23 protein-coding genes and 1 tRNA gene are annotated in these 22,399 nt (G+C 64.4%); 10 read left to right on the forward strand and 14 right to left on the reverse strand.

The genetic code is table 11. The annotated features are described in order from the left end of the window. Window positions 1-2: 2 nt before the first annotated feature. Both ACFI9K_RS24130 and ACFI9K_RS24135 read right to left on the reverse strand, forming a co-directional pair. Window positions 3-464: a PTS sugar transporter subunit IIA gene (locus ACFI9K_RS24130; protein WP_462665865.1), complete on the reverse strand. Its 462-nt coding sequence runs from the start codon at window positions 462-464 to the stop codon at window positions 3-5. Next, window positions 464-694, reverse strand: coding sequence for a PTS glucose/sucrose transporter subunit IIB (locus tag ACFI9K_RS24135; protein WP_222095849.1), 231 nt, complete (start codon window positions 692-694; stop codon window positions 464-466). Before ACFI9K_RS24135 ends, ACFI9K_RS24130 begins: the two co-directional genes overlap by 1 nt. A 178-nt stretch (window positions 695-872) precedes the next feature. Between ACFI9K_RS24135 and ACFI9K_RS24140 the strand changes: the two genes are divergently transcribed. From ACFI9K_RS24140 to nagB, 3 genes are read left to right on the forward strand one after another with little or no spacing between them, the layout of a single operon-like run. Continuing rightward, window positions 873-2,120: a PTS transporter subunit EIIC gene (locus ACFI9K_RS24140; protein WP_462665900.1), complete on the forward strand. Its 1,248-nt coding sequence runs from the start codon at window positions 873-875 to the stop codon at window positions 2,118-2,120. Continuing rightward, window positions 2,117-3,295 carry an N-acetylglucosamine-6-phosphate deacetylase gene (locus ACFI9K_RS24145; protein WP_462665866.1) on the forward strand — a complete coding sequence of 393 codons (1,179 nt, stop codon included), beginning with the start codon at window positions 2,117-2,119 and terminating at the stop codon, window positions 3,293-3,295. The genes ACFI9K_RS24140 and ACFI9K_RS24145 overlap by 4 nt, the downstream gene beginning before the upstream one ends. After that, window positions 3,296-4,084 carry a glucosamine-6-phosphate deaminase gene (nagB, locus tag ACFI9K_RS24150; RefSeq protein WP_462665867.1) on the forward strand — a complete coding sequence of 263 codons (789 nt, stop codon included), beginning with the start codon at window positions 3,296-3,298 and terminating at the stop codon, window positions 4,082-4,084. 1 nt (window position 4,085) lies between these two features. Here nagB and ACFI9K_RS24155 read toward each other — a convergent pair whose 3' ends face one another. The 4 genes from ACFI9K_RS24155 to ACFI9K_RS24170 form a co-directional block, all read right to left on the reverse strand. Further along, the gene (locus tag ACFI9K_RS24155; RefSeq protein WP_462665868.1) at window positions 4,086-4,913 is read right to left on the reverse strand and encodes a shikimate 5-dehydrogenase; all 828 of its coding nucleotides are present in this window, start codon (window positions 4,911-4,913) and stop codon (window positions 4,086-4,088) included. A 10-nt stretch (window positions 4,914-4,923) separates the two neighbouring features. Continuing rightward, the gene (locus ACFI9K_RS24160; protein ID WP_462665869.1) at window positions 4,924-5,646 is read right to left on the reverse strand and encodes an HNH endonuclease family protein; all 723 of its coding nucleotides are present in this window, start codon (window positions 5,644-5,646) and stop codon (window positions 4,924-4,926) included. Between the two features lie 109 nt (window positions 5,647-5,755). Next, window positions 5,756-5,983 carry a hypothetical protein gene (locus ACFI9K_RS24165; RefSeq protein ID WP_462665870.1) on the reverse strand — a complete coding sequence of 76 codons (228 nt, stop codon included), beginning with the start codon at window positions 5,981-5,983 and terminating at the stop codon, window positions 5,756-5,758. A 25-nt stretch (window positions 5,984-6,008) separates the two neighbouring features. Continuing rightward, window positions 6,009-6,929 (reverse strand): NADP-dependent oxidoreductase, encoded by a 921-nt coding sequence (locus ACFI9K_RS24170; protein WP_462665871.1) that lies wholly within the window; start codon window positions 6,927-6,929, stop codon window positions 6,009-6,011. Between the two features lie 71 nt (window positions 6,930-7,000). Here ACFI9K_RS24170 and ACFI9K_RS24175 point away from each other — a divergent pair, with 71 nt between their 5' ends. From ACFI9K_RS24175 to ACFI9K_RS24205, 7 genes are all read left to right on the forward strand, one after another. After that, window positions 7,001-9,829: a DEAD/DEAH box helicase gene (locus ACFI9K_RS24175; RefSeq protein WP_462665872.1), complete on the forward strand. Its 2,829-nt coding sequence runs from the start codon at window positions 7,001-7,003 to the stop codon at window positions 9,827-9,829. Next, window positions 9,829-10,581: an SWIM zinc finger family protein gene (locus ACFI9K_RS24180; RefSeq protein ID WP_462665873.1), complete on the forward strand. Its 753-nt coding sequence runs from the start codon at window positions 9,829-9,831 to the stop codon at window positions 10,579-10,581. Before ACFI9K_RS24175 ends, ACFI9K_RS24180 begins: the two co-directional genes overlap by 1 nt. 78 nt (window positions 10,582-10,659) lie before the next feature. Then, window positions 10,660-12,168, forward strand: a complete 1,509-nt coding sequence (locus ACFI9K_RS24185) for a CoA-acylating methylmalonate-semialdehyde dehydrogenase (protein WP_462665874.1) — start codon at window positions 10,660-10,662, stop codon at window positions 12,166-12,168. Window positions 12,169-12,174: 6 nt separating this feature from the next. Continuing rightward, window positions 12,175-13,314, forward strand: coding sequence for an isobutyryl-CoA dehydrogenase (locus tag ACFI9K_RS24190; protein WP_462665875.1), 1,140 nt, complete (start codon window positions 12,175-12,177; stop codon window positions 13,312-13,314). Then, window positions 13,311-14,369: an enoyl-CoA hydratase/isomerase family protein gene (locus ACFI9K_RS24195; RefSeq protein WP_462665876.1), complete on the forward strand. Its 1,059-nt coding sequence runs from the start codon at window positions 13,311-13,313 to the stop codon at window positions 14,367-14,369. Before ACFI9K_RS24190 ends, ACFI9K_RS24195 begins: the two co-directional genes overlap by 4 nt. Continuing rightward, complete coding sequence (mmsB, locus tag ACFI9K_RS24200; RefSeq protein WP_462665877.1) at window positions 14,366-15,274, forward strand: 3-hydroxyisobutyrate dehydrogenase; 909 nt, start codon at window positions 14,366-14,368, stop codon at window positions 15,272-15,274. The genes ACFI9K_RS24195 and mmsB overlap by 4 nt, the downstream gene beginning before the upstream one ends. Continuing rightward, window positions 15,271-16,047 (forward strand): enoyl-CoA hydratase, encoded by a 777-nt coding sequence (locus ACFI9K_RS24205; protein ID WP_462665878.1) that lies wholly within the window; start codon window positions 15,271-15,273, stop codon window positions 16,045-16,047. Before mmsB ends, ACFI9K_RS24205 begins: the two co-directional genes overlap by 4 nt. 36 nt (window positions 16,048-16,083) lie before the next feature. Here ACFI9K_RS24205 and ACFI9K_RS24210 read toward each other — a convergent pair whose 3' ends face one another. The 8 genes from ACFI9K_RS24210 to ACFI9K_RS24245 form a co-directional block, all read right to left on the reverse strand. After that, a complete protein-coding gene (locus ACFI9K_RS24210; protein WP_462665879.1) occupies window positions 16,084-16,956 on the reverse strand; it encodes an Hsp70 family protein in 873 nt (290 codons plus the stop codon). A 54-nt stretch (window positions 16,957-17,010) separates the two neighbouring features. Further along, window positions 17,011-17,544 carry a MarR family winged helix-turn-helix transcriptional regulator gene (locus tag ACFI9K_RS24215; RefSeq protein WP_462665880.1) on the reverse strand — a complete coding sequence of 178 codons (534 nt, stop codon included), beginning with the start codon at window positions 17,542-17,544 and terminating at the stop codon, window positions 17,011-17,013. A 35-nt stretch (window positions 17,545-17,579) separates the two neighbouring features. Then, complete coding sequence (locus ACFI9K_RS24220; protein WP_462665881.1) at window positions 17,580-18,923, reverse strand: DUF2254 domain-containing protein; 1,344 nt, start codon at window positions 18,921-18,923, stop codon at window positions 17,580-17,582. 103 nt (window positions 18,924-19,026) lie between these two features. Next, a complete protein-coding gene (locus ACFI9K_RS24225) occupies window positions 19,027-19,614 on the reverse strand; it encodes a class I SAM-dependent DNA methyltransferase (protein WP_462665882.1) in 588 nt (195 codons plus the stop codon). 14 nt (window positions 19,615-19,628) lie between these two features. Then, window positions 19,629-20,558: a hypothetical protein gene (locus ACFI9K_RS24230; RefSeq protein WP_462665883.1), complete on the reverse strand. Its 930-nt coding sequence runs from the start codon at window positions 20,556-20,558 to the stop codon at window positions 19,629-19,631. Between the two features lie 60 nt (window positions 20,559-20,618). Continuing rightward, window positions 20,619-20,691 (reverse strand) — tRNA-Arg (locus ACFI9K_RS24235). A gap of 70 nt (window positions 20,692-20,761) precedes the next feature. Next, window positions 20,762-21,478, reverse strand: coding sequence for a DUF305 domain-containing protein (locus tag ACFI9K_RS24240; RefSeq protein ID WP_462665884.1), 717 nt, complete (start codon window positions 21,476-21,478; stop codon window positions 20,762-20,764). After that, a complete protein-coding gene (locus ACFI9K_RS24245; protein ID WP_462665885.1) occupies window positions 21,478-22,383 on the reverse strand; it encodes a DUF3105 domain-containing protein in 906 nt (301 codons plus the stop codon). The genes ACFI9K_RS24240 and ACFI9K_RS24245 overlap by 1 nt, the downstream gene beginning before the upstream one ends. Window positions 22,384-22,399: the final 16 nt, after the last annotated feature.

A 22,399-nucleotide genomic window follows, 5' to 3' on the forward strand; every position in this document is an offset into this window, starting at 1 on the left:
GATCAGGGCAGCTCGAAGAGGGGATCGCCCGTTACGACGTCGGTCCCGATGTAGGCACTCGTGATCGAATCCGGTGTCGAGTCCATCAGCACGACCGGCACCACATCGGAGTAACCCGCTGCGGAGATCGCAGCCGGGTCGTAGGTCACGACGAGATCGCCTGCCTGCACTCGATCTCCCTCGGCCGCAACGAGATCGAAGCCGTCACCTTTCATTTTCACGGTGTCGATCCCGATGTGTACCAATACGCCGGCCTTGTCGTCGGTGAAGACGACGAACGCGTGCGGATGGAGCTTGAGGATCTTGCCCGCGACCGGGGAGCGAACCTCGACGCGGCCGTCGGTTGCGGCCGGTTGCAGTGCAACGCCGGAACCCACCATCTGCGCGGAGAACACCGGGTCCGGCACCTCGCCGAGCGAGATCACCCGGCCGGCCACGGGGCTGAGGATCAGGCTGTCGCCCATCACAGAATGTCGTCGATATCTTCTGCGAGTGTGTCGGCTTCGGGACCGACGATGACCTGAACGGCGGTGCCCTTGTGGAACACCCCATGGGCACCGGCCGCCTTGAGCGCAGCCTCGTCGACCAAGGAACCGTCCTTCACCTCGGTGCGAAGCCGAGTGATGCACGCTTCGATCTCGACGATGTTGTCGGCACCGCCGAGCCCCTTCACGATTGCGTCCGCCTTGGACATGTCTGGTCCTACTCTCTTCTCGGCTGCAATCCTGTCGGCTGGATCACAAGTCTGGGTTGACACGAGCTTGCCACCTGGTCAAACTACAACTGGTAATGACCGGACAGTACCCCTGATGGCACTCGGTCACAACAGCGAAATCCGCCCTCGAAGGATCAGCCTCGAAGAGAAGGTCGCCATGACCCCGAAGAACACGGACTCGGTCGACACCGAGCCCAAGAAGGACTCCCGATCACTGGCCGGACTGCAACGGTTCGGTCGCAGTCTCATGCTTCCCATCGCCGTTCTGCCCGCTGCCGGCATTCTGCTGCGGCTCGGCCAAGACGACCTGCTGGGCAGATTCAGCGCGCTGGAGACCGCGGCAGCCGTCATCTCGGCCGCCGGTCAGGCCGTGTTCACCTGGCTTCCCCTCATCTTCGCCGTCGGTATCGCCATCGGCTGGGCCAAGAAGTCCGACGGCTCGACGGCACTTGCCGCGGTCGTCGGATACATGGTGATGAACGGTGTCTTCACCGCGATGTCGCCGGTTGTTCTCGACGGCAAGGTCGATGCCAACGGTGATCCGGCCGTCATCGACTACGGGGTTCTCGCGGGTATCGTCATCGGTTTGCTCTCGGCCATTCTCTGGCAGCGGTTCTACCGTCAGAAGTTGCCCGACTACCTCGGCTTCTTCAGTGGCCGTCGGCAGGTGCCGATCCTGACGGCGATCACCGGTCTCGTTGTGGCCGTTGTCATGTCATTCGTCTACCCGCTGTTCTACAGCGCGCTCAACTGGGTGGGCAACACCGTCGCAGACCACAGCGTGGTGGGCAGCGGCATCTACGGTTTCGCCAACCGCATGCTCATTCCGACCGGACTGCACCACATCTTGAATTCCGTGGTCTGGTTCCTCGTCGGCGACTACCAGGATGCGAGCGGCCAGCTGGTGCGCGGCGACCTGAACCGGTTCTTCGCCGGTGACCCGTCCGCCGGCGTGTTCATGACCGGATTCTTCCCGATCATGATGTTCGCGCTGCCCGCTGCGGCATTCGCGATCTACCGCAATGCCAAGCCGTCGCAGAAGAAGATCGTCGGCGGAATCATGCTGTCCACCGGCCTGACTGCCTTCGTCACCGGGATCACCGAGCCGCTCGAGTATTCGTTCATGTTCGTCGCCTGGCCGCTCTACATCATTCACGCGGTGCTGACCGGAACGTCGATGGCGCTGACCAATGCCCTCGGAATACACGACGGATTCTTCTTCTCCGCCGGCGGCATCGACTACCTGTTGAACTACGGAATCGCCACCAAGGCATGGCTGTTGATCCCCATCGGTCTCGTGTACGCGGTGATCTACTACTTCTTGTTCAGCTTCGTCATCAAGAAGTGGAACCTGCGTACCCCCGGGCGTGAGGACGATGCGGTGGCCGAACCGACACAGGCATGACCCCCGACACCACGACGCTGCGTGGACGGGTCGTCACGGGCGAGGAGGTGATCGACGACGGCACCGTCGTACTGACCGGAGACCGCATCTCGTGGGTCGGACCGACTTCGCGATGGACAGGAGATCCAGCACCGCAGTGCGATTCGATCATCCTTCCGGGTCTGGTGGATTTACATTGCCACGGCGGTGCCGGCGCATCGTTTCCGGATTCCGCCGGTGCCGATCTCTTGACAGCGGTCGAGCATCACCGCTCGCACGGGACCACGACCATGCTCGCGTCCCTGGTGTCGGCACCGCCGGACCGACTGATCGGCCAGACATCGCTGCTGGCCGACCTGTACGAAGCCGGTGACATCGCCGGGGTGCACATCGAAGGGCCGTTCCTGTCCGTTGCTCGTTGCGGCGCACAGGATCCGGGCTCGCTTCGACCCGGCGATCCAGGTTTGCTGGCGGACATCATCGGTGCCGGCAGGGGAGCGGTGCGGTCGATGACTCTGGCACCCGAGGTGGACGGGTTCGCCGCCGTCGCGAACATGCTCCGCGAGAACGACATAGTGCCGAGCATCGGACACACGGACGCTGACGCTCTGACCACCCGCCGCGGAATCGACACACTGGGAAGTGGGCCGATCACGGCCACGCACCTCTTCAACGGGATGCCGAGCTGGCACCACCGCGCACCGGGTCCGGTGAGCGAATGTCTCGCGGCCGCGGCGCGCGGAACCTTGGTGCTCGAATTGATCGGGGACGGAGTGCATCTGGCGGACGAAACGGTGCGCGCTGTGTTCGATCTCGTCGGTGGCGCTCGGATAGCCCTGGTCTCCGACGCGATGGCCGCGGCCGGAATGCCCGATGGCCGGTATCGACTCGGACCACTGGACGTGACCGTGCATCACTCGGTCGCGCGATTGTCTCGCGACACCGAACCCGAGACGGCACCGATCGCGGGCGGGACCGCCACCGTGTTGGATCTGGTGCGTCGCGCAGTACTCGGTGCAGGCGTGTCGTTGGTGGAGGCAGTGCGGGCGGGGTCGTCGACGCCGGCGGCGACCATCGGACTCGGGTCCGAGATCGGCCGTCTGCACCAGGGCATGAGAGCCGACGTGTTGGTGGTCGACGCAGCGTTCGAGCCGGTTCGAGTCATCAGAGGCGGACTCGCGATGAAGGAGAATTAGATGGAAATCGTCATCCTCGACGGGGCGGACGACGTCGATCGAACGGCCGCCGACATCGTCGAGCAGACAATCCGGGCCACACCGAAATCCACTCCCGTACTGGGTTTGGCGACCGGATCCACCCCGGTCGGCACGTATCGCGAATTGGCGAGACGTCATCGCGACGAAGGCCTCTCGTTCTCGCACTGTCGGGCATTTCTGCTCGACGAATACATCGGTCTCGCCCGAAGTGCAGAACAGTCGTACTTCTCCTTCATCCGCGAGAACTTCGTCGACCACGTCGATCTGGACGACGCCGCGGTGTTCTCGCCCGACGGCGAAGCGCACGACATCGCGGCGGAGGCCCAGCGATACGACGCGGCGATTGCGGAAGCGGGCGGCATCGATGTTCAGATCCTGGGTATCGGCACCGACGGGCACATCGGCTTCAACGAGCCAGGCTCCTCGCTGCGATCGCGAACCCGGGTCAAAACGCTGACCGAACAGACACGCTCGGACAATGCCCGTTTCTTCGACTCACCCGAGGACGTGCCGCACCACGTGCTGACCCAGGGGCTCGGCACCATCGACGAGGCGCGTCACCTCGTTCTGCTGGCGACGGGGGAGTCGAAGGAAGAGGCGGTGGCCGCGGCTGTCGAAGGACCCCTGTCGGCGCACTGCCCGGCGTCGGTGATTCAGTGGCACCCGCACGTGAGCGTGCTGTTGGACGAGGCTGCGGCGTCGCGTCTCACCCTCGCGGAGTACTACCGACACGCCTACGCCAACAAGCCTCGCTGGCAACATTTGTGAATCAGCTGCGGGCGAATTCCGATGCGCGAGTGATCTGCTCGTCGGACGGCCGAACTCCGGTGTAGAGAACGAACTGCTCCGCTGCTTGCAGAGCGATCACCTCGGCACCGGTGATCACGGGCTTGTCAGCCGCTCGCGCGGCCACGATCAGTGGTGTCTCCGACGGCATGGCGACGACGTCGAAGACGGACTGCGCCGCACCGACGTGTTCTTCGGTGAACGGTGAGGAATCGGCATCAGGACCCCCGGCCATGCCGAGCGGGGTGACGTTCACCAACAGGTCCGCAGCCACTGCCTCGGCAGACCATTCGTAGCCGTAGGTCTCCGCGAGGGCCGGGCCGGTACGAGCATTGCGCGCGACGACGGTGCCGCGCGTGAAACCCGAATCACGCAGTGCGGCAACGACTGCCTTGGCCATGCCGCCGCTGCCGGCGACGGCCACCGAGAAATCGGGAGACACCGAGTGGGTCGCCAGTAGGTTCGCTACGGCCTGGTAGTCCGTGTTGTAGGCGTGTAGGACGCCGCTGTCGTTGACGATGGTGTTGACGGATTCGATCGCGCTCGCCGATTCATGCATCACGTCGACCAATTCGATGACGTCTTCCTTGAACGGCATGGACACAGCGCAGCCCCGGATGCCCAGCGCGCGTACGCCTCCCACGGCGGCGGTGAGATCGGTGGTGCTGAACGCCTTGTAGACGAAGTTCAGGCCCAGCTCGTCGTACAGGTAGTTGTGGAAGCGTGTTCCGAAGTTGCTCGGTCGGCCGGACAGAGACATGCAGAGCTGAGTCTCACGGTTGAGGAAGCTGCGCGACGGTGCCGTTGACATTTTCTCGACATTACTCTTGACACGTGGACGCGACCGAGACGAGAGCACCCCGATCGGCCTCGGTGATCGGTAGCTCGTATTGCGCGGCCACCGTGAGGTACTTGCCGGCGTAGAAGCAGTGGTACGCCGGATCGGGCGGCATCCACTGCGACGGCGTCTTGTCGCTCTTGGACTGGTTGTCGGCTCCGTTGACCGCCAACAGATTGAACGCGGTGTCGTTGGCGAACCGAATCCGTTTGTCCGGTAGCCACGTGTTCGCGCCCATGTCCCAGGCGGCCGACAATGGGTAGACGTGGTCGATCTGGATCTTTCCGGCATCGGATTTGGTGAACTGCAGCCGTTCACCGGAGTACGGATCTGCGAGCGAACCCGACAGGACCACGCAGTCACGAGTGCCCGCACGGAACTCGACGTCCGTCATCGACTGCGCCAGAACGTTGTCGCGAGTTCCGCAACCGTCGTGCCCGCCCGGCCCGTCGTAGTCGTCCGTCCAGGCCGGTCCGAACACACAGCCTTCACCGCTCTTGCATCCGCGCTCGTATCCCAAGGCGTCGGGCCGCGCAGCGACGACCCGAACCTGAGCGAGTAACTGCTCGATCTGGACCCGGGTGGGGCTACCGGGGGCAGGCGCGGCAGGGGTGAAACCGGGGATGACGGATCGGTCGCACGATCCGAACATGGCCATCACCACGGCGGCGACCACCAGCGCCGCCGCTACCCACAGTTTTTTCACACGTGCCCCATCATCGATCGTCCGCCGTCGTCCCGCGCGGTAGCAGTGTGCCGGACGCTACCGACACGATCGCGTCACTCACACACTGTGGCCTCGCGAGGAGGAGAACTCACAGATCGTCCTGAGACTTGGCGGAATTGACCTCGTCCGGTGTGCGTCGAACTGCCGAGAAGGTCGCCACACCTGTATTCAGATCGACGACCAGGTGGTTGCTCCGATCCGAGTCCTCCCTGTGGTGTTCCCTGTGATGGCTCTGTTCGGCTCCGGTCGGCTGGTCGGGAACATCGAATCCTCCGATGCCGGTTCCCTGGCTGCCGTCTCCACCCGAATCGCTCATGGCGCGTCCCTCCGGAATTCTCGAGTCACTCGACCGTCCTGGGGTGGACTTCGATGACAACTTTGCCGGCCACGTGCCCGTTCTCGACCAGGGCGAGAGCCTCACCAGCGCGCTCGAGCGGGAAGACGCTGTCGATGCGCGGGTTCAGCGCGCCCGATGCCGTGAGATCCGCCAACCGCGTGAACGCGGTGGTCGTGCGATCGCGATCGACTCCTGTCCCACCCCATTCGGACGCCAGAACCGGGTCTGCGACGCTCACGATCGGTGTTCCCGAACGGGCAGCAGTCGCCGCCGCGCGCAACGTCTCGCCGCCGACGAGATCGATGATGGCGTCCACCGGGCGGGTGAACGCAGCCGAGATATCACTGCCGGAGGCGATGAATCGTGCACCGAGGCTCTCGATCCACTCCCGTTTGCCCGCGCTCGCCACTGCCACGATGTCGATGCCCTGCGCCCGAGCAAGTTGCAGTACGGCCGAGCCCACGCCACCACCCGCACCCAGAACGAGAACGGTATCGCCGGCACCGGTACCCAATTGGCGGAGCGCGTCGTATGCGGTTCCCGCCGCGACCGGCAGAGTGGCCGCCGCGGCCCAGGAGACCGTCTCCGGCTTGTGGGCGGTGCTCGACGCATTGAACACGGTGTATTGCGCGTATCCGCCGTGTCCGGACGCGGTGGCGCCGAAGACGTGGTCGCCCACCGAGAAGTCGGTCACGTCGGCTCCGACGTCGACAACGGTGCCCGATGCTTCCCGCCCAAGTACTCCCGGCAGCGTGATCTGCACCGTGTCCTTGCGGGTGCCCTTCCGTACCTTCCAATCTGCGGGATTGACGCCGGCAGCGCGTACCGCGACGAGAATCTGCCCCGGTCCCGGCTCGGCAACGGGTAGCTCGAGGAGGGACTCGGTTTCGGGTCCGCCGTATTCGCTGAAGCCGTACGCGATCATGTGACCACTGTGCCAGCCTCGTCGGACTGTCTCACCGAGGTGGTGTCGGTGCGTCCTGATTGGATGGACCGATGCTGCACGGTCTGTGGTCCCCCGGCTCCGGGCTGATGCTGTGGGACGACGAAGTGAGCACCGGGCAAGAACCCGATCTGCCATCGGCGCACACGCAGGTGCTCACGAAAACGTTCCGACACCGCGCCGAAGTCTCGTTTCCCGCCACCGGGCCTGGCGCGACCGCCCAGGCCCCGGTGAAGATTCCGGCCATAGCGCTCGCGCCGCACGATGCGGCGGATCTACTGCTGCGAACGCCGTCCGACCACGCGCAAATCTCCGGTGATCTCCGTTTCCTGGCGCACGTTGCTCGTGGGATCGAACGTTGGGTCCGCGCGGGGCGGGTCGTTCCTGCGCTGAAGTCGATGGACGGTCAGTGGTGGCCGCGGTGGCGTCTGGTCGGCGGTGAACGTCAGCGAGCCTGGCTCAGCGAACTGGCCGTGTCTATGCCATCGGTGCAACGCGCAGGCGAGCGACCCAAGAAAATTCTCGACGATGTGGTCGAAGAGCTGACCGATCCGATCGTCAGATCTCTTCTGGGCAGACCGGACTCGGAACACCCACTGTTGTCCGCTCTCGTTCGAGACGACCCCTATGACGATGGCACCCAACAGATTTCGACTCTGTTCGATAAGTGGCGGGCAAGCCTCACCGTCGACGAACCGTCCCTGGTGTTGCGCCTGCTCGAACCCGAGGACGACGACACCGCCACCGGCACCGACGAATCGGCCGAGTCGCTCTGGACGTTGCAGGTGTGCTTGCGGGCAGACGGCGAGGCCCCGCGTCCGGTTCCTATGAGCCGGAAGGTCGACGCCGCGTTGCTGTCGATCGCCGTACGCAAACTCGGTGAAGCGGTCGCGGCGTACCCCAGACTGCGCGATCTGCCCTCGCAGGAAGGCACCCTGGACCTCCTGCTTCCCACCTCTGTCGTCATCGATCTCGTCGAGCACGGTGCGACGGCGCTCCAATCCACCGGTACGACGGTGCTGCTTCCGCGGGCGTGGACGCGGCTGGACCCGTCCATGCGGCTGCGTGTCGAGTCCCCTGCGGTGACCAAAGCCGCTGCGGATCGTGCGGTCGGGATGGACGAGTTGGTGTCCTACGACTGGCAGCTGCAACTGGGCGACATGGTGCTCACCGAAGCGGAGATGAACAGGCTCGCCGTCTCGAAGGGCGATCTCGTTCGGCTCAGAGGTCAGTGGGTGTTGGCCGACGGTGGTCAGTTGGCGCGGGCCGCCAAGTATGTCGCGGAGCACCACGGCGACGGGACAGCGTTGAGCACGCTGATGCGCGAGATGACCCTGGCCGATCCACCGCCGGCTCCGGTGCAGGACATCCGAGCCACCGGCTGGGCTGCCACATTGCTCGAGCCCGGTGCGATGCCGGAGAAAATTCCCGTTCCCGAGAGTGTCGATGCGGTGCTCAGGCCCTACCAGCAGCGAGGTCTCGACTGGCTGGCGTTCATGAGCCGGCTCGGTCTGGGGGCGGTGCTCGCAGACGACATGGGCCTGGGGAAAACGCTTCAGGTACTCACACTCCTTGCGCACGAACAACATCCGAGACCGACGCTGCTGGTGGCCCCGATGTCGGTGGTCGGCAACTGGCAGCGTGAGGCTGCGAAATTCACGCCCGCACTGCGAGTTCTGGTGCACCACGGCCCAGGCCGGTCGACAGGTGACGAGCTCGATCGGGAGATCGCCGAGCACGATCTGATCGTCACCACCTACGCACTGATGGCCAAGGACCGCGCGCAGCTGTCGGAGCAGAATTGGCGGCGTGTGGTGCTCGACGAGGCGCAGCACATCAAGAATGCCGGCACCGTTCAGGCCAAGGCGGCGCTCGCCATTCCGGCCGAACACAAGTTGGCCCTCACCGGAACGCCTGTCGAGAACCGTCTCGACGAGTTGAGGTCCATTCTCGATTTCGCCAATCCAGGCATGCTGGGCAGACCGTCCGATTTTCGGAAGCGATTCTCGGTGCCCATCGAGCGCGAGAACGACGAGAACGCGGTCTCACGGTTGCGGGCCATCACCTCGCCGTTCATTCTGCGACGGGTCAAGACGGATCCGACGGTGATCTCGGATCTGCCCGAGAAGAACGAAATGACAGTGCGTGCCAACCTCACCGCCGAGCAGGCCGCGCTGTACAAGGCCGTCGTCGACGACATGATGGCGCAGATTGCCGACGCCAAGGGTATGAAGCGCAAGGGCGCGGTGCTGTCCGCGCTCACCCGACTCAAGCAGGTCTGCAACCACCCGGCCCATTTCCTGTCCGACGGCTCGTCGGTGCTGAAGAAGGGGCACCATCGGTCGGGCAAGATCGGGTTGGTCGAGGACATGCTGGACTCGATTCTGGGTGACAACGAGAAGGTGCTGTTGTTCACGCAGTTCCGGGAATTCGGCGAACTGGTCGCACCGTATTTCGCGGATCGTTTCGGAGCCGAGGTGCCGTTCCTGCACGGCGGGGTGAGCAAGACCAAACGCGATGCGATGGTGGAAAGGTTCCAGAGCGACGACGGTCCGCCGATCATGATGCTCTCGCTCAAGGCCGGCGGTACCGGGTTGAATCTCACGTCCGCCAATCACGTCGTTCATCTGGATCGTTGGTGGAATCCGGCAGTGGAGAATCAGGCGACGGACCGCGCCTTCCGTATCGGGCAGCGCAAGAACGTCGAGGTACGCAAACTGTTGTGTGTCGGCACCGTGGAAGAGCGAATCGACTCGATGCTCGTCTCGAAGCAGGGCCTGGCGGATCTGGCGGTGGGTACCGGCGAGAATTGGGTGACCGAGATGGACACCGCGGAACTGCAGGAGTTGTTCCGCCTCAGCGACGATGCGGTGGGCGAGTGATGGTCGATTTCTCGCAGTACGGCAAGCGTCGACAAGCCAAGGGCGGCATCGAATCTCGCAACAAGCGAGGTGCCTTCGGGCAGACGTGGTGGGGTAGGCATTTCGTCGCTGCAATGGAGGATTTGGCAGATCCGGGCCGCATCGCGCGGGGTAGAACGTACGCCCGCCAAGGGCAGGTGCTCACTCTCGGGATAGAGCGCGGGCAGATTTACGGCGACGTTCAAGGCAGTCAACTCGAGCCGTTCTCGGCCTCGGTCACCGTCGACCCGTTGACGTCCGGTGAGGTGGCCGCCCTGATCGATCGAGTGCGATCCAATCCCGGGATGCTGGCCGAATTGGCCTCGAACGCCATTCCGCAAGCCTTGGCTTCGATGTTGTTGCCGCACGACAAGGGTCAATTGGACTTCGATTGCACCTGCCCCGACGACGGGTGGCCGTGCAAGCATGCGGCGGCGCTGATGTACATCGCAGCCGAACACATCGATGCGTCCGCGGCCACCATCTTGACTTTGCGGGGAGTGGACCTCGACCAACTGATCGAGAGTGTCGGTGACGCCGGCGAAGAGTTCGACGCCGACGACTGGTTCGGCGATCACGCGTCGTTTCCCGACCTTCCCCAGGTGTCGTTCGTCCCCGCGATGGACGACCTCGACCCGTTGATTTTGCGTCGTATCTTCCGCACCGACGGATACACCGAGGCCGAGGTGAGCCGAGCCGTCGCCGATCTGAGGCAGTTCTACGACCGAATGTGAGGGCATCTGGACTTACGTGGACTTCCGACTATAGGATGAGCGTACTTCACACTCCAAGCTCGAGGACGGATGTATTCCATGGCTCGCGAACTCACCCACTTCATCGGCGGCAAGCACGTTGCCGGCACCTCAGGACAATTCGGGGACGTCTTCGATCCGAACACCGGCGAAGTCCAGGCTCGCGTGCCCCTCGCCGATGTATCCGAGGTCGAGGCCGTGATCGCCGACGCCGAACAGGCGCAGCGTGAGTGGGCGAAGTGGAACCCGCAGCGGCGCGCTCGGGTGCTGATGAAGTTCCTCGCGCTCGTCACCCGCGACACCGAAGAGCTCGCGCGGCTGCTGTCGTCGGAGCACGGCAAGACCATCGCCGACGCCAAGGGCGACATCCAGCGCGGCGTCGAGGTCGTCGAATTCGCCGTCGGCGTCCCGCATCTGCTCAAGGGCGAATACACCGAGGGTGCCGGCGGCGGCATCGACGTCTATTCGATGCGTCAGCCGCTCGGTGTGGTCGCCGGTATCACCCCGTTCAACTTCCCGGCGATGATTCCGCTGTGGAAGGCCGGCCCGGCCATCGCCTGCGGTAACGCCTTCATTCTCAAGCCGTCCGAGCGCGATCCGTCGGTGCCGCTCAAGCTCGCCGAGCTGTTCCTCGAAGCAGGGCTGCCGCCCGGCGTGTTCAACGTCGTCAACGGCGACAAGACCGCCGTCGACGTGTTGCTCACCGACGATCGCGTCAAGGCGATCGGTTTCGTCGGCTCGACGCCCATCGCGCAGTACATCTACGAGACCGCGGCGCAGCACGGCAAGCGCGCGCAGTGCTTCGGTGGAGCCAAGAACCACGCCCTGGTGATGCCCGACGCCGATCTCGACGAGGTTGCCGACGCACTGCTCGGAGCCGCCTATGGCTCGGCGGGCGAGCGCTGCATGGCGATTTCCGTCGCCGTACCGGTCGGTGAGGAAACCGCCGACGCGTTGGTAGCCAAGCTGACCGAGCGGGTCGCGAAGTTGAAGATCGGCCGCAGCGACGACGCCGATGCGGACTTCGGCCCGCTCGTCGGTAGCGATGCGCTCAAGCGTGTCAACGACTACACCCAGATCGGCGTGGACGAGGGTGCCGAGTTGGTCGTCGACGGGCGGGGATTCAGCCTCGAGGGCCACGAGAACGGCTTCTTCGCGGGCGCAACGCTGTTCGACAAGGTGACCACCGACATGCGCATCTACAAGGAAGAAATCTTCGGACCTGTCCTGATAGTCGTGCGCGCGAAAGACTACGAAGATGCGCTGCGCCTGCCCACCGAGCACGAGTACGGCAACGGCGTGTCGATCTTCACCCGCGACGGTGACACCGCTCGCGACTTCTGCTCGCGCGTCCAGGTGGGCATGGTAGGCGTCAACGTGCCGATTCCGGTGCCGATCGCGTACCACACGTTCGGTGGTTGGAAGCGTTCGGGATTCGGCGATCTGAACCAGCACGGACCCGATTCCATCCGCTTCTACACCAAGACCAAGACCGTCACTCAGCGTTGGCCGTCGGGTACCAAGGAAGCAGCTGCACAGAATCACTTCGTCATCCCGAACATGGACTGATCGGCGATGTTCACGTTGAACGAGGACGAGCGGGCCATCAACGACACCGCTCGTGATTTCGCAGACGAGTTCCTCGCCCCGAACGCCGTCGAATGGGATCAGCAGAAGCACTTTCCGGTGGATGTGCTGCGCAAGGCTGCTGCTCTCGGGATGGGCGGCATCTACATTCGTGAGGACGTCGGCGGATCGGGACTGACGCGCGTCGACGCCGTGCGCATCTTCGAGCAACTCGCCACCGGAGATCCGTCCATTGCGGCATACATCTCCATCCACAACATGGTCGCGTGGATGATCGACACGTACGGCGACGACGAGCAGCGGCAGCGCTGGCTTCCGGGACTGTGCTCGATGGACCAGTTGGGTAGCTACTGCCTCACCGAACCCGGCGCTGGATCCGATGCTGCGAAGCTCAGTACCAAAGCCGTCCGGGACGGTGACGAGTACGTGCTGGACGGAGTGAAGCAATTCATCTCCGGCGCAGGCACATCCGAGGTGTACGTGGTCATGGCCCGCACCGGTGCGCCGGGTCCGAGGGGTATTTCGGCGTTCATCGTGCCGAAGGACACCGCGGGCCTGTCGTTCGGAGCGAACGAGAAGAAGATGGGGTGGAACGCTCAACCCACCCGCCAGGTGATCTTCGACGGTGTCCGAGTTCCGGCAGCGAATCTGCTCGGCAGCGAGGGTGACGGATTTCGGATCGCGATGAACGGCCTCAACGGCGGACGCATCAACATCGCCGCGTGCTCGATCGGCGGTGCGCAGTCCGCTCTCGACAAGGCTGTTGCGTACCTGGCGGATCGGAATGCCTTCGGTGCCAGGTTGCTCGACTCACAGGCCCTGCAGTTTCGACTGGCGGATTTCAAGACCGAGCTCGAAGCTGCTCGAACTCTGCTCTGGCGAGCAGCGGATGGGCTGCAGAACAATGCAGCCGACAAGGTCGAAATGTGTGCGATGGCCAAGCGTTTCGGAACCGATACCGGATTCGAGGTCGCGAACGGGGCGCTGCAGCTACTCGGCGGATACGGTTATCTCGCCGAGTACGGTGTCGAGAAGATCGTTCGTGACCTTCGGGTCCACCAGATTCTGGAAGGTACCAACGAGATCATGCGCGTCGTCGTAGCTCGTTCGATCGTGGGTGCAGCATGAGTGATGTCCTACTGGAGGTTTCGGGCGGGATCGGTCGTATCACCCTGAACCGGCCGAAAGCCATCAACGCCCTCTCGCATGCGATGGTGCTGGAGATCGCTCCGGCGTTGGCGCAGTGGGCAACCGACGAGAGTGTCGACGCCGTCCTGTTGACCGGTGCCGGCGATCGAGGCCTGTGCGCGGGTGGTGACATCGTCTCGATCTACCACGACGCCAAGGATGGCGGCAGCGGCAGCAAGGACTTCTGGCGAGACGAATACGTTCTCAATGCGGCGATCGCTCGCTTTCCCAAGCCGTTCGTGGCGATCATGGACGGCATCGTCATGGGCGGAGGCGTCGGGCTTTCGGCACACGCGAACACTCGCATCGTGACCGAACGTTCGAAGATCGCGATGCCCGAGGTCGGCATCGGCTTCATCCCCGACGTCGGTGGTACGTACCTTCTTTCGCGTGCGCCCGGTGAGATCGGAACTCACTTCGGCCTCACCACGGCGCGGATGAACGCGGCCGACGCCATCGCGGTCGGATTCGCCGATCACTACATTCCGTCGAACAAGCTCGAGGAGTTCTACACCGCCCTCGACACGGTCAGTGTGGGGGAGGCCGTCGACACGTTCAGCGAAGCGGCTCCCGAATCCACCATTGCTGCTCAGCAGGAGTGGATCGACGAGTGCTACGCAGGTGACGACATCCAGGGCATCGTCGACGCGCTGTCCGCGTCCTCGGTTCCGGAAGCGCAGCAGGCGGCGAAGGACATCGCGTCCAAATCTCCGGTGTCTCTGGCGGTGACACTGCGGTCACTGCGTCGGGCGGCGACGCTGCCGTCGCTGGAGGCCGTGCTCGACGAGGAGTACCGCGTATCGGTCGCGTCGCTGAGCAGTCACGATCTGGTCGAGGGGATCCGGGCCCAGGTCGTCGAGAAGGATCGTAATCCGCAATGGCAGCCGGCCACGTCGGCGGAGGTCACGGCCGAGGACGTCGACCGGTACTTCGCGCCACTGGGCGACGCCGAACTCGGTCTGTCGAAAGCACACACAGAAGGTGAGCAGTCATGAGCGAGAAGACGATCGGATTCATCGGCCTCGGGCACATGGGTGGACCGATGGCCGCAAACCTGGCTGCAGCCGGGTACACGGTGCAGGGCTTCGACCTGGTCCCCGCGGCGCTGGAGCAGGCCACGAAGGACGGCGTCACGGTGGTGGAGTCGGCAGTCGCGGCCGTCGCCGGAGCCGACATCGTGATCACCATGTTGCCGAACGGAAAGCTGGTACTCGGGCTCTACGCCGACCTGCTTCCTGCCGCGGCACCGGGGACTCTGTTCATCGACTCGTCGACCATCGATGTCGCCGACGCCCACGCCGCACACAAGCTGGTGCACGAGGCCGGGCACCGTAGCCTCGACGCTCCGGTCTCGGGCGGTGTCGGGGGAGCGGCCGCAGGGACGCTCACATTCATGGTCGGTGGTTCGGAGGACGATTTCGCCGCTGCCGCTGCGGTTCTCGACGTCATGGGCCGCAAGGTCGTGCACTGCGGACCGGCCGGGAACGGGCAGGCCGCCAAGATCTGCAACAACATGATTCTCGGTGTGTCGATGATCGCCATCAGTGAGGCCTTCGTGCTGGGCGAGAAGCTGGGCCTGAGCAATCAGGCACTGTTCGATGTGGCATCGACTGCATCCGGCCAGTGCTGGGCGTTGACGACCAACTGCCCGGTGCCCGGACCGGTCCCGACGAGCCCCGCCAATAACGACTACAAGCCGGGATTCGCGGCGGCCCTCATGGACAAGGATCTGGGCCTGGCTGCGAATGCATTGCGCGACAACGGCGTCGAGGGTGTACTCGGGCTGCGTGCAGCCGAGCTCTACGCGCAGTTCAAGGAGACGTCCGGCGGCGGAACCGACGTGGACTTCTCCGGCATCATCAACGACATCCGCGAACGCTCGAACGGAGCTGCCCAGTGACCGATTACGAGACCATCCTGCTCGAACGCCGTGGACGCGTCGGCATCATCACGCTCAACCGTCCGAAGGCGTTGAACGCGCTCAATTCCCAGCTGATGCGTGAAGTGGTGTCGGTGGTCGAGGAACTCGACGCCGACTCGGACATCGGTGCCATTCTTATCACCGGATCCGAGCGGGCATTCGCGGCCGGTGCCGACATCAAGGAAATGCAGCCGAAGTCCTACATGGACGTCTACCTGGACGATTTCTTCGCGGCGTGGGACCGATTGGCATCGGCTCGGACGCCGTTGATCGCGGCGGTGTCGGGCTACGCGCTCGGCGGCGGGTGCGAGCTCGCCATGCTCTGTGATGTGCTGATCGCCTCGGACACAGCTGTGTTCGGGCAACCCGAGATCAAGCTGGGCGTCATTCCTGGTATCGGTGGATCGCAGCGCCTCACGCGTGCGGTGGGCAAGGCCAAGGCCATGGAGATGTGTCTGACCGGCCGCAACATGAAGGTCGAGGAAGCCGAGCGAGCGGGGCTCGTCTCGCGCATCGTGCCCGCGGCAGACCTGCTCGAGGACGCCATCGCCACAGCCACCACGATCGCCGACATGTCTCTCCCGGTCGCCATGATGGCGAAGGAGGCGGTGAATCGATCGTTCGAGTCGAGCTTGGCCGAGGGTGTTCTGTTCGAGCGTCGCGTCTTTCACTCGACATTCGCCACCGAGGATCAGAAGGAAGGCATGTCGGCTTTCATCGAGAAGCGGACGCCCAACTTCCAACACCGCTAGCGCTCCACTCGTGAGTGTCGCCCTACCGGTGTCGCCCTACCGGTCGGGAGACAGGAGGGCGGCACCGCGCGCCGAGACCAACTCGGGCATCGCCGGCACCAGTGTCGTCAGACCGGTCCTCAGTTCCAAGGACCGGGCGATCGAGGTGATGTTCGCGCCGCCGCCCACCACAACGATGGACTGCGGTCTGGCACGGGATAATTCGATGGTCTGGTCCACCAGCATGCCCGCGTAGCGAACTGGTCCGGCAATCAGATCGTCGAAGTCGCGCCGGGTCAGCACATGCCGGGCGGTACCGGACGAATCCGTGGTGCTGACGACGGCGTCGATGCTCAGTTGCTCCTTGAACGACCGGCTCGCGTCGATTCCGACGTGGACGCCGTTGGAGGAGAGCAGTCGACGAACCGAATGGTCGAGATCGTCGCCGCAGAACGTGGCCGTACGCCGCGTCATCAGCGTCCTCGAAGACGCCAGATCGATGACGGTGACCGTTGTTCCGGTGCTCCCGATATCGCACAATACGGTGACCCCGTGATTGGGTACCATGCCGATGAATCGCAAATAGCGTACTTGCGCAGCAGTTTCCGGCACCAGTGACGCGGTGCGGGCGGTGCCGTGAGTGGCGACCGTTCCGGGATCGGTGGCAACTCGGTACGCGATGGCCGAAAACTGCACCGGGAGCGACATTGTCGCCGCGATGGAATGGATGGCGTCGACACCGGTAGCGATGGTGGTGGACAGCGACTGTCCGGGTGCGCGCCGCACCGTGCGCGACACGATGGGAGTTCGGTGGGGGCTGTCCAGATACGTCAAGATCGCGCGTGCACCGTGCGCACCCGCCCCGACCCCCAACACCAGCACCCCGCCCCGCCCTTCAGCAGATCGACTCCGCACTGTTCGCGTAGCCATTCCACCATGAACGGTACGGGTGTGCCACAAAGTTGTGACGAGTCACGACAGAAGTCAGAACGATGTGGTTATGTCATCACTGTCGAAATCGCCTGCATCCGAACGTAGTTCTGCAAGGATGCGCACCAGCGCCATCAGTTTGTCGCGCGCGAGACCGGGTTTGGCGAACACGAGTGAGTTCAGCCGCTCGGTGGCGTGCACTGCCAATGTCCGTCCTGCGTCGGTGATTTCGACCAAGGTGGTGCGACGATCGCTCGGATGCGGAATGCGCCGAACGTACCCCACCGATTCGAGCCGGTCGACAGCGTTGGTCACGCTCGTGGGGTGCACCTGCAATCGGGCGCTCGCCTTGGCCATCGGCAGAGCGCCGTTCTTGGTGAACGTCAGCAATGTCAGCAGCTCGTAGCGCGAGAAGGTGAGTCCGGTCGGTTTCAGGGCCTCCTCGACGCGGGCCAGCATGATCTGTTGCGCCCGCATCAGCGAGGTGACAGCGGCCATACCGTCGGCGGCATCGGACCACCCGTGCTCGGTCCACTGACGGTGGGCCTCTGCAATGGGGTCGAGGGGAAGCGGCGACGGTGCTGGCATACCGACCATCCTCCCACGGTGTCCGGTTCGCGCGTCTACCGAATCACGGTGCGAAGTACCGCGAGTGGAACTCGATCGGTGATCGCTGCTCGGGTCCGTGAAATCTGCTCGCGGGCATCGGCTGTGCGCGCGTTGTCGGTATCGGCGACGGCCAGGGCAGCGTCCAACAAGTCCAGTTGCGCCAGCACGGCGTCGACATCGTCGGTGGAGCTCGCCGCGCGGCCGACTCGCTCGGCGAGGCGGAGTCCGGCCTGGACCACCATGGGGCTGCCGGTTCCGTAGATGCGCACGGCATCGAGCGCGTGGTCGATCAAAGTCGAGACGGTCACCCGCCGAATTATCAGTCGCACTTGTCCGTCGGTTCCGCGCCGTCCCCGTGACGGTGCCGGCCGTTGGACCAGGGCCACGAGACCGACGGAGAGGTCGTCGATGGCATTGCGCGCCGTGTAGGGGTCGTTGACGCCGGTCGACAGCGCCCGGACTGCCATCTCCGTCATCTGCTCGACTGCGAACGCGATGTCGTGGCGCGGCGTCCTACTGGTACCGATTTCGAAAGACCCGCGGACGCGGTCGATCGATGCGGCGGAGATGTCGGCCGAGCGGTCGGCGAGGATGTCGACGAGCGGCTCGCCGGCGACGATGTGGTCGCCCGGGACCCGGTGAATCTCGATCAGCGTGCCGTTGTCGCTCGCGATGTCCAGCAGCGCATCCTCGTCGATGTCGATTATCACCCCCGATGTCTCGGCCAGGACAGTGACGTAGACAGGTGGTTTCGCGATGCCATCGATCGACACGGCGTCCTCGGGGCGCTCGGTCGGGTAGAGGGAGTCGACGGATTCCGACAACTCGTCGCGGACTCTGGCAGACAGGGTGGACACCTGAATCGACTGCGCGATGTGATGAATGAAGTAGACGAGTACACCGACGTCGACAACCGCCAGTGCAACGGCCACGTTCACAGCGATGTCCGGGACGAACACCGCGCCGTCGGATTCGATCGATCGAATCGACCGCAGCACCATCAACGAGTACAGGAACGTGGCACCGAAGATGCCCAGTACCACCTGATTTCCGCGATCTGCCATGAAGTTGCGCACCAGGCGAGGGCCGTATGACGAACTGGCCGTGGCGAGTACGGAGATGGTGATGGAGAACGACGTTGCGGCCACGCCCAACATCGAGCCACCGATCGCCCCGAGGATGTCCCGGCTGCCGCTCGCCCCGACGTGATAGAGCAGCGAGCCCGTCAGATCCACTCGTGTGTCGAGCAGATAGCGATCGAGACTCACCAGGGCCTGCGCGAGTAGGAGCGCGCAGACTCCCAGGACGGCGGGAATGAACCAGAATGATTCCCGCAACCGCGCCATGTGTTCCTGCATGAGCGACAGTCTTCCCGCCCAGCAGCGAAACGACACCCTGACGTCGAATCCCGCCGCTTGCTCCACGTCGAGGCCGGCCGGCAGCAGCCGGTCACGATTCTTCTCAGGCGAGCAGAGCCGGTTTTCGCGCCACGGTCACGGCCCAGTCCGCGTCGGCGCGCCAGGGCCGCAGGTCCCACGTCGCAAAACGATGTTCGACGTCGAATCCGACGGCCGTCAGGTCCTGGTGGAGTTCGTCGACCGTATAGGCCCGATCGGTGGCGAAACCGGTGACGAACACACCGCCGTCGTTCAGGTGGGCCCACATACGGTCGAGCGCAGTCCGTTCGGTGCCTGGCTTCAGGTAGACCAGCACGTTGCCCGCTGCGACGACCGCGTCGAACGTGCGGTTCAACTCGAGCGTCGTCAGATCCGCGAGATGCACCTCGAGTTCGGCATTGCTGCGTGCTTTCTCGACCAGAATCGGATCGAGATCCACAGCGGTGATGTGGTGGCCACGTCGCGCCAGTTCGGCACCGAGTCTGCCGGTACCGCAGCCGGCGTCGAGAATGCTCGACGCGGGGGAGACCACCGCGTCGACCATGCGGGCTTCACCGTGCAGATCCACGCCGCGTTCGGCGAGACGATCGAATCGCTCGATGTACCGAGCGGAGTCGTCGGCGGAGTTCTCGGCTTGCCAGCGTGTGGTCATGTCGCCAGGGTAGGTCAGCTCGGTTCGTCGAGGGCCGACCGGGCTTCGGCCACGCGGGCCCGTGCCGCCTCGAGTGCCTCGGCTGCCGACTCCGCCTGCTCGACGCTCGTTCTCTCTGCTGCCCGCGCTGCCTTCGCTCTGTCTCTGGCGGCGTCCAACTCGGCTTCGAGTCTCTCGACTTCTGCTGTGGCGCTGCGTCGTTCGGCTGCGGCGTCTTCCGTATCTTTGTCGACAGAGTTGGCCGCCTCGCGCGCGGCGGCGAATGCGGTGTCGGCAGAGTCGAGTTCGGCAACCAGGCGATCGTGTTCGGCCTTGCGCAGCCGCTCGGCTTCGTTCTCGGCATCGGATTCCGCTGCGGATTCGGGCGCGTCCTCGGCAGGGTCAGGTTCGCCGTCGGTCTCGGTCACGGGATGATCCGGCTCGGTCTCGGGAGGATCCGGGACGAGCGAGAGCAGCGCGGGGCCGAAGCCGCTGTATGTTTCGGCGACCACCGTCCGACCCGCCCGAACCCGGTCGCGGATCTCCGGATCGGCCATCGCGGCATTGAGGGTGTTCGAGATCTCGCGAGCAGCGTTGTCGCCGACGGTCACTCCGAGGTCGCGCCCCAACGAGATGGCTTTTTCGGTCAGCGCGCGTATCGAAGTGCTTCGAGCAGTGGACAACTCGCGCAGACGGTGTCCGTCGCCGTGCTGTTGAGCACGCTCGAGCTGTTCACCGAGCTCGAACAGTTCCGCCAGAGCCGATTCGTCTCGACGGGCGAGCATGTTGACCAGCCATGCCACGACCGTCGGCTTGCGCAGGGCACCGATTCGCGTGGCTCCGGCCTTGTCGCCGGCCTTCTTGAACCGGGCGACATACGTGGAGCGATGAGAAACGAAATCGGCGGGTGCCAGCGAATACAGGTCGTCGACGACGGTCTCGACACCGGGGAGATTCTCGGACATCGAAGTCCACCGTCTCGTTCGAGCAGTCACCGTGATCAGGTGGCGTGCGTGAAATATGTGTGCCCCCGGCAGGATTCGAACCTGCGGCCTTTCGCTCCGGAGGCGAACGCTCTATCCCCTGAGCTACGGGGGCGCACCGGCGAGAAACCGGTGTGCCTGTTGGGCTGTACGAAAGACTAGCGCATGTGCGACGGGAGTCGAAATCACCCCTCGGGCAGCGGCTGCGCACCCTTTGCGGAGAGCATCTGCTTCATCAACGTCGACTCGCTGGTCTGCGTTGCCACCATGGACTTCGCCAGGTTGATCACCGCAGGAGACTGCGCGTGCGTCTGGGCGTACTCCATCATCGCCAGACCCCCCTCGTGGTGGCGCAGCATGAGCTGCAAGAACATCACGTCGACGTCCGTGCCGGTGGCTTGGCGAAGAGCTGCCAGCTCCGCCGAGCTGGCCATGCCGGGCATTGCCTTGGTGGGGTCGGAGGATCCCGGCTCCATCGACATTCCGCCCATCGAATGGCCGTGCGAGTCGTCCTCGGTCATCCAGGTCATGTATCCGTCGGTCGAGATCGGTGCACGATCCCACAAGGCCAGCCAGCCCTGCATCTGGCCCACCTGGTTCTGCTGCGAGGTGAGCATGTCGAACGCCAGGCTCTTGACGGCCTGGTCCGGCGCATTGGTCAAGGCCACCGCGGCCATCTCGATGGCCTGGTTGTGGTGCACAGTCATGTCCTGCGCGAAGCCGACATCCACGGAATCCGCGGCCGGCGCATTGTCACCGTCACGGAACGGACTCTGGACCAGGAAGCCCAGTGCGAAGCCGATCGCCAGCACGGCGATCAGCGCCAGCGCGACCAGGGCGGTGCGTTGGCTCGGCTTCGTCCGGGACGGTCCGGTGGCCGACTCCACTGTCGATTCCGTCATCAGCTCGCGGGGACCTGAAGATCGCTGGGGAGCTGCGCTCCGCCGGGCAGGCCACCCGGCAGACCACCGGCGCCGCTGGTCTCACTCGCGTCGGGAGTGATACCCGCTCCGTCCATCGGAACGGCGTCCGCGCCCGGGGCGGAGGCGTCGAACAGTGGCGGGTTGTCCGGATCGAAGGCATTGTCGCCGGCTCCCGGCACGGATGCGCAGCTGGCACCGACCTCCGGGTAGGCGAAACGGTTCAGGCGCAGAGCGGAGATGAACTGGCCGATGCGCTCGTCGTCGACACTGTCCAGCTTGAGCTGGTGGCCCCAGGACTGCAGTGAGACAGGGGTGTCGAGACCGGGATAGGGCGACATCATCATCTGGGTTTCACCGTCGACGCGATCGGCCAGCGACTGGATCTGGTCCTCGTTCAGGTCGTCGGGGTTGTAGGTGATCCAGACGGCTCCGTGTTCGAGCGAGTGCACGGCGTTCTCGGTGCGGATGGCCTCGGGGTAGACGATTCCGGTGCAGGTGGCCCACACGGCGTCGTGCGGTCCGCCGAAGGGCGGTGACTGGTCGTAGGCGACCCGTTGGGCGCGCGAGACGTGCAGAGCCGCCGGGTACTCCTGGATCGCGACGCCGTCGATGCCCGTCGACGGGTCCTGGTTGCTCTCGCTGGGCGCGAACTTCTGCGCCTCGGCCCGATCCTGGTACTTCGGATACAGGTTGATGCCGAGACCTGCCACGAGGCCGACGACCACGACGACACCGGCAATCGTCAGCCAGGGAATCTGCTTGCCCTTGGCGGCGGGGACGCCGCCCTTCTTCTTGCGAGCGGACTTCTTGTTGGCTGCGTTGATGGCTTTGTCCGCCTTCGCAGCCGACTTGTTCTGACTGCCTCTGTCGGGACCCGTTGGCATCGCTGTAGTTGCTCTC

The organism is Rhodococcus sp. PSi06 (assembly GCF_054960675.1).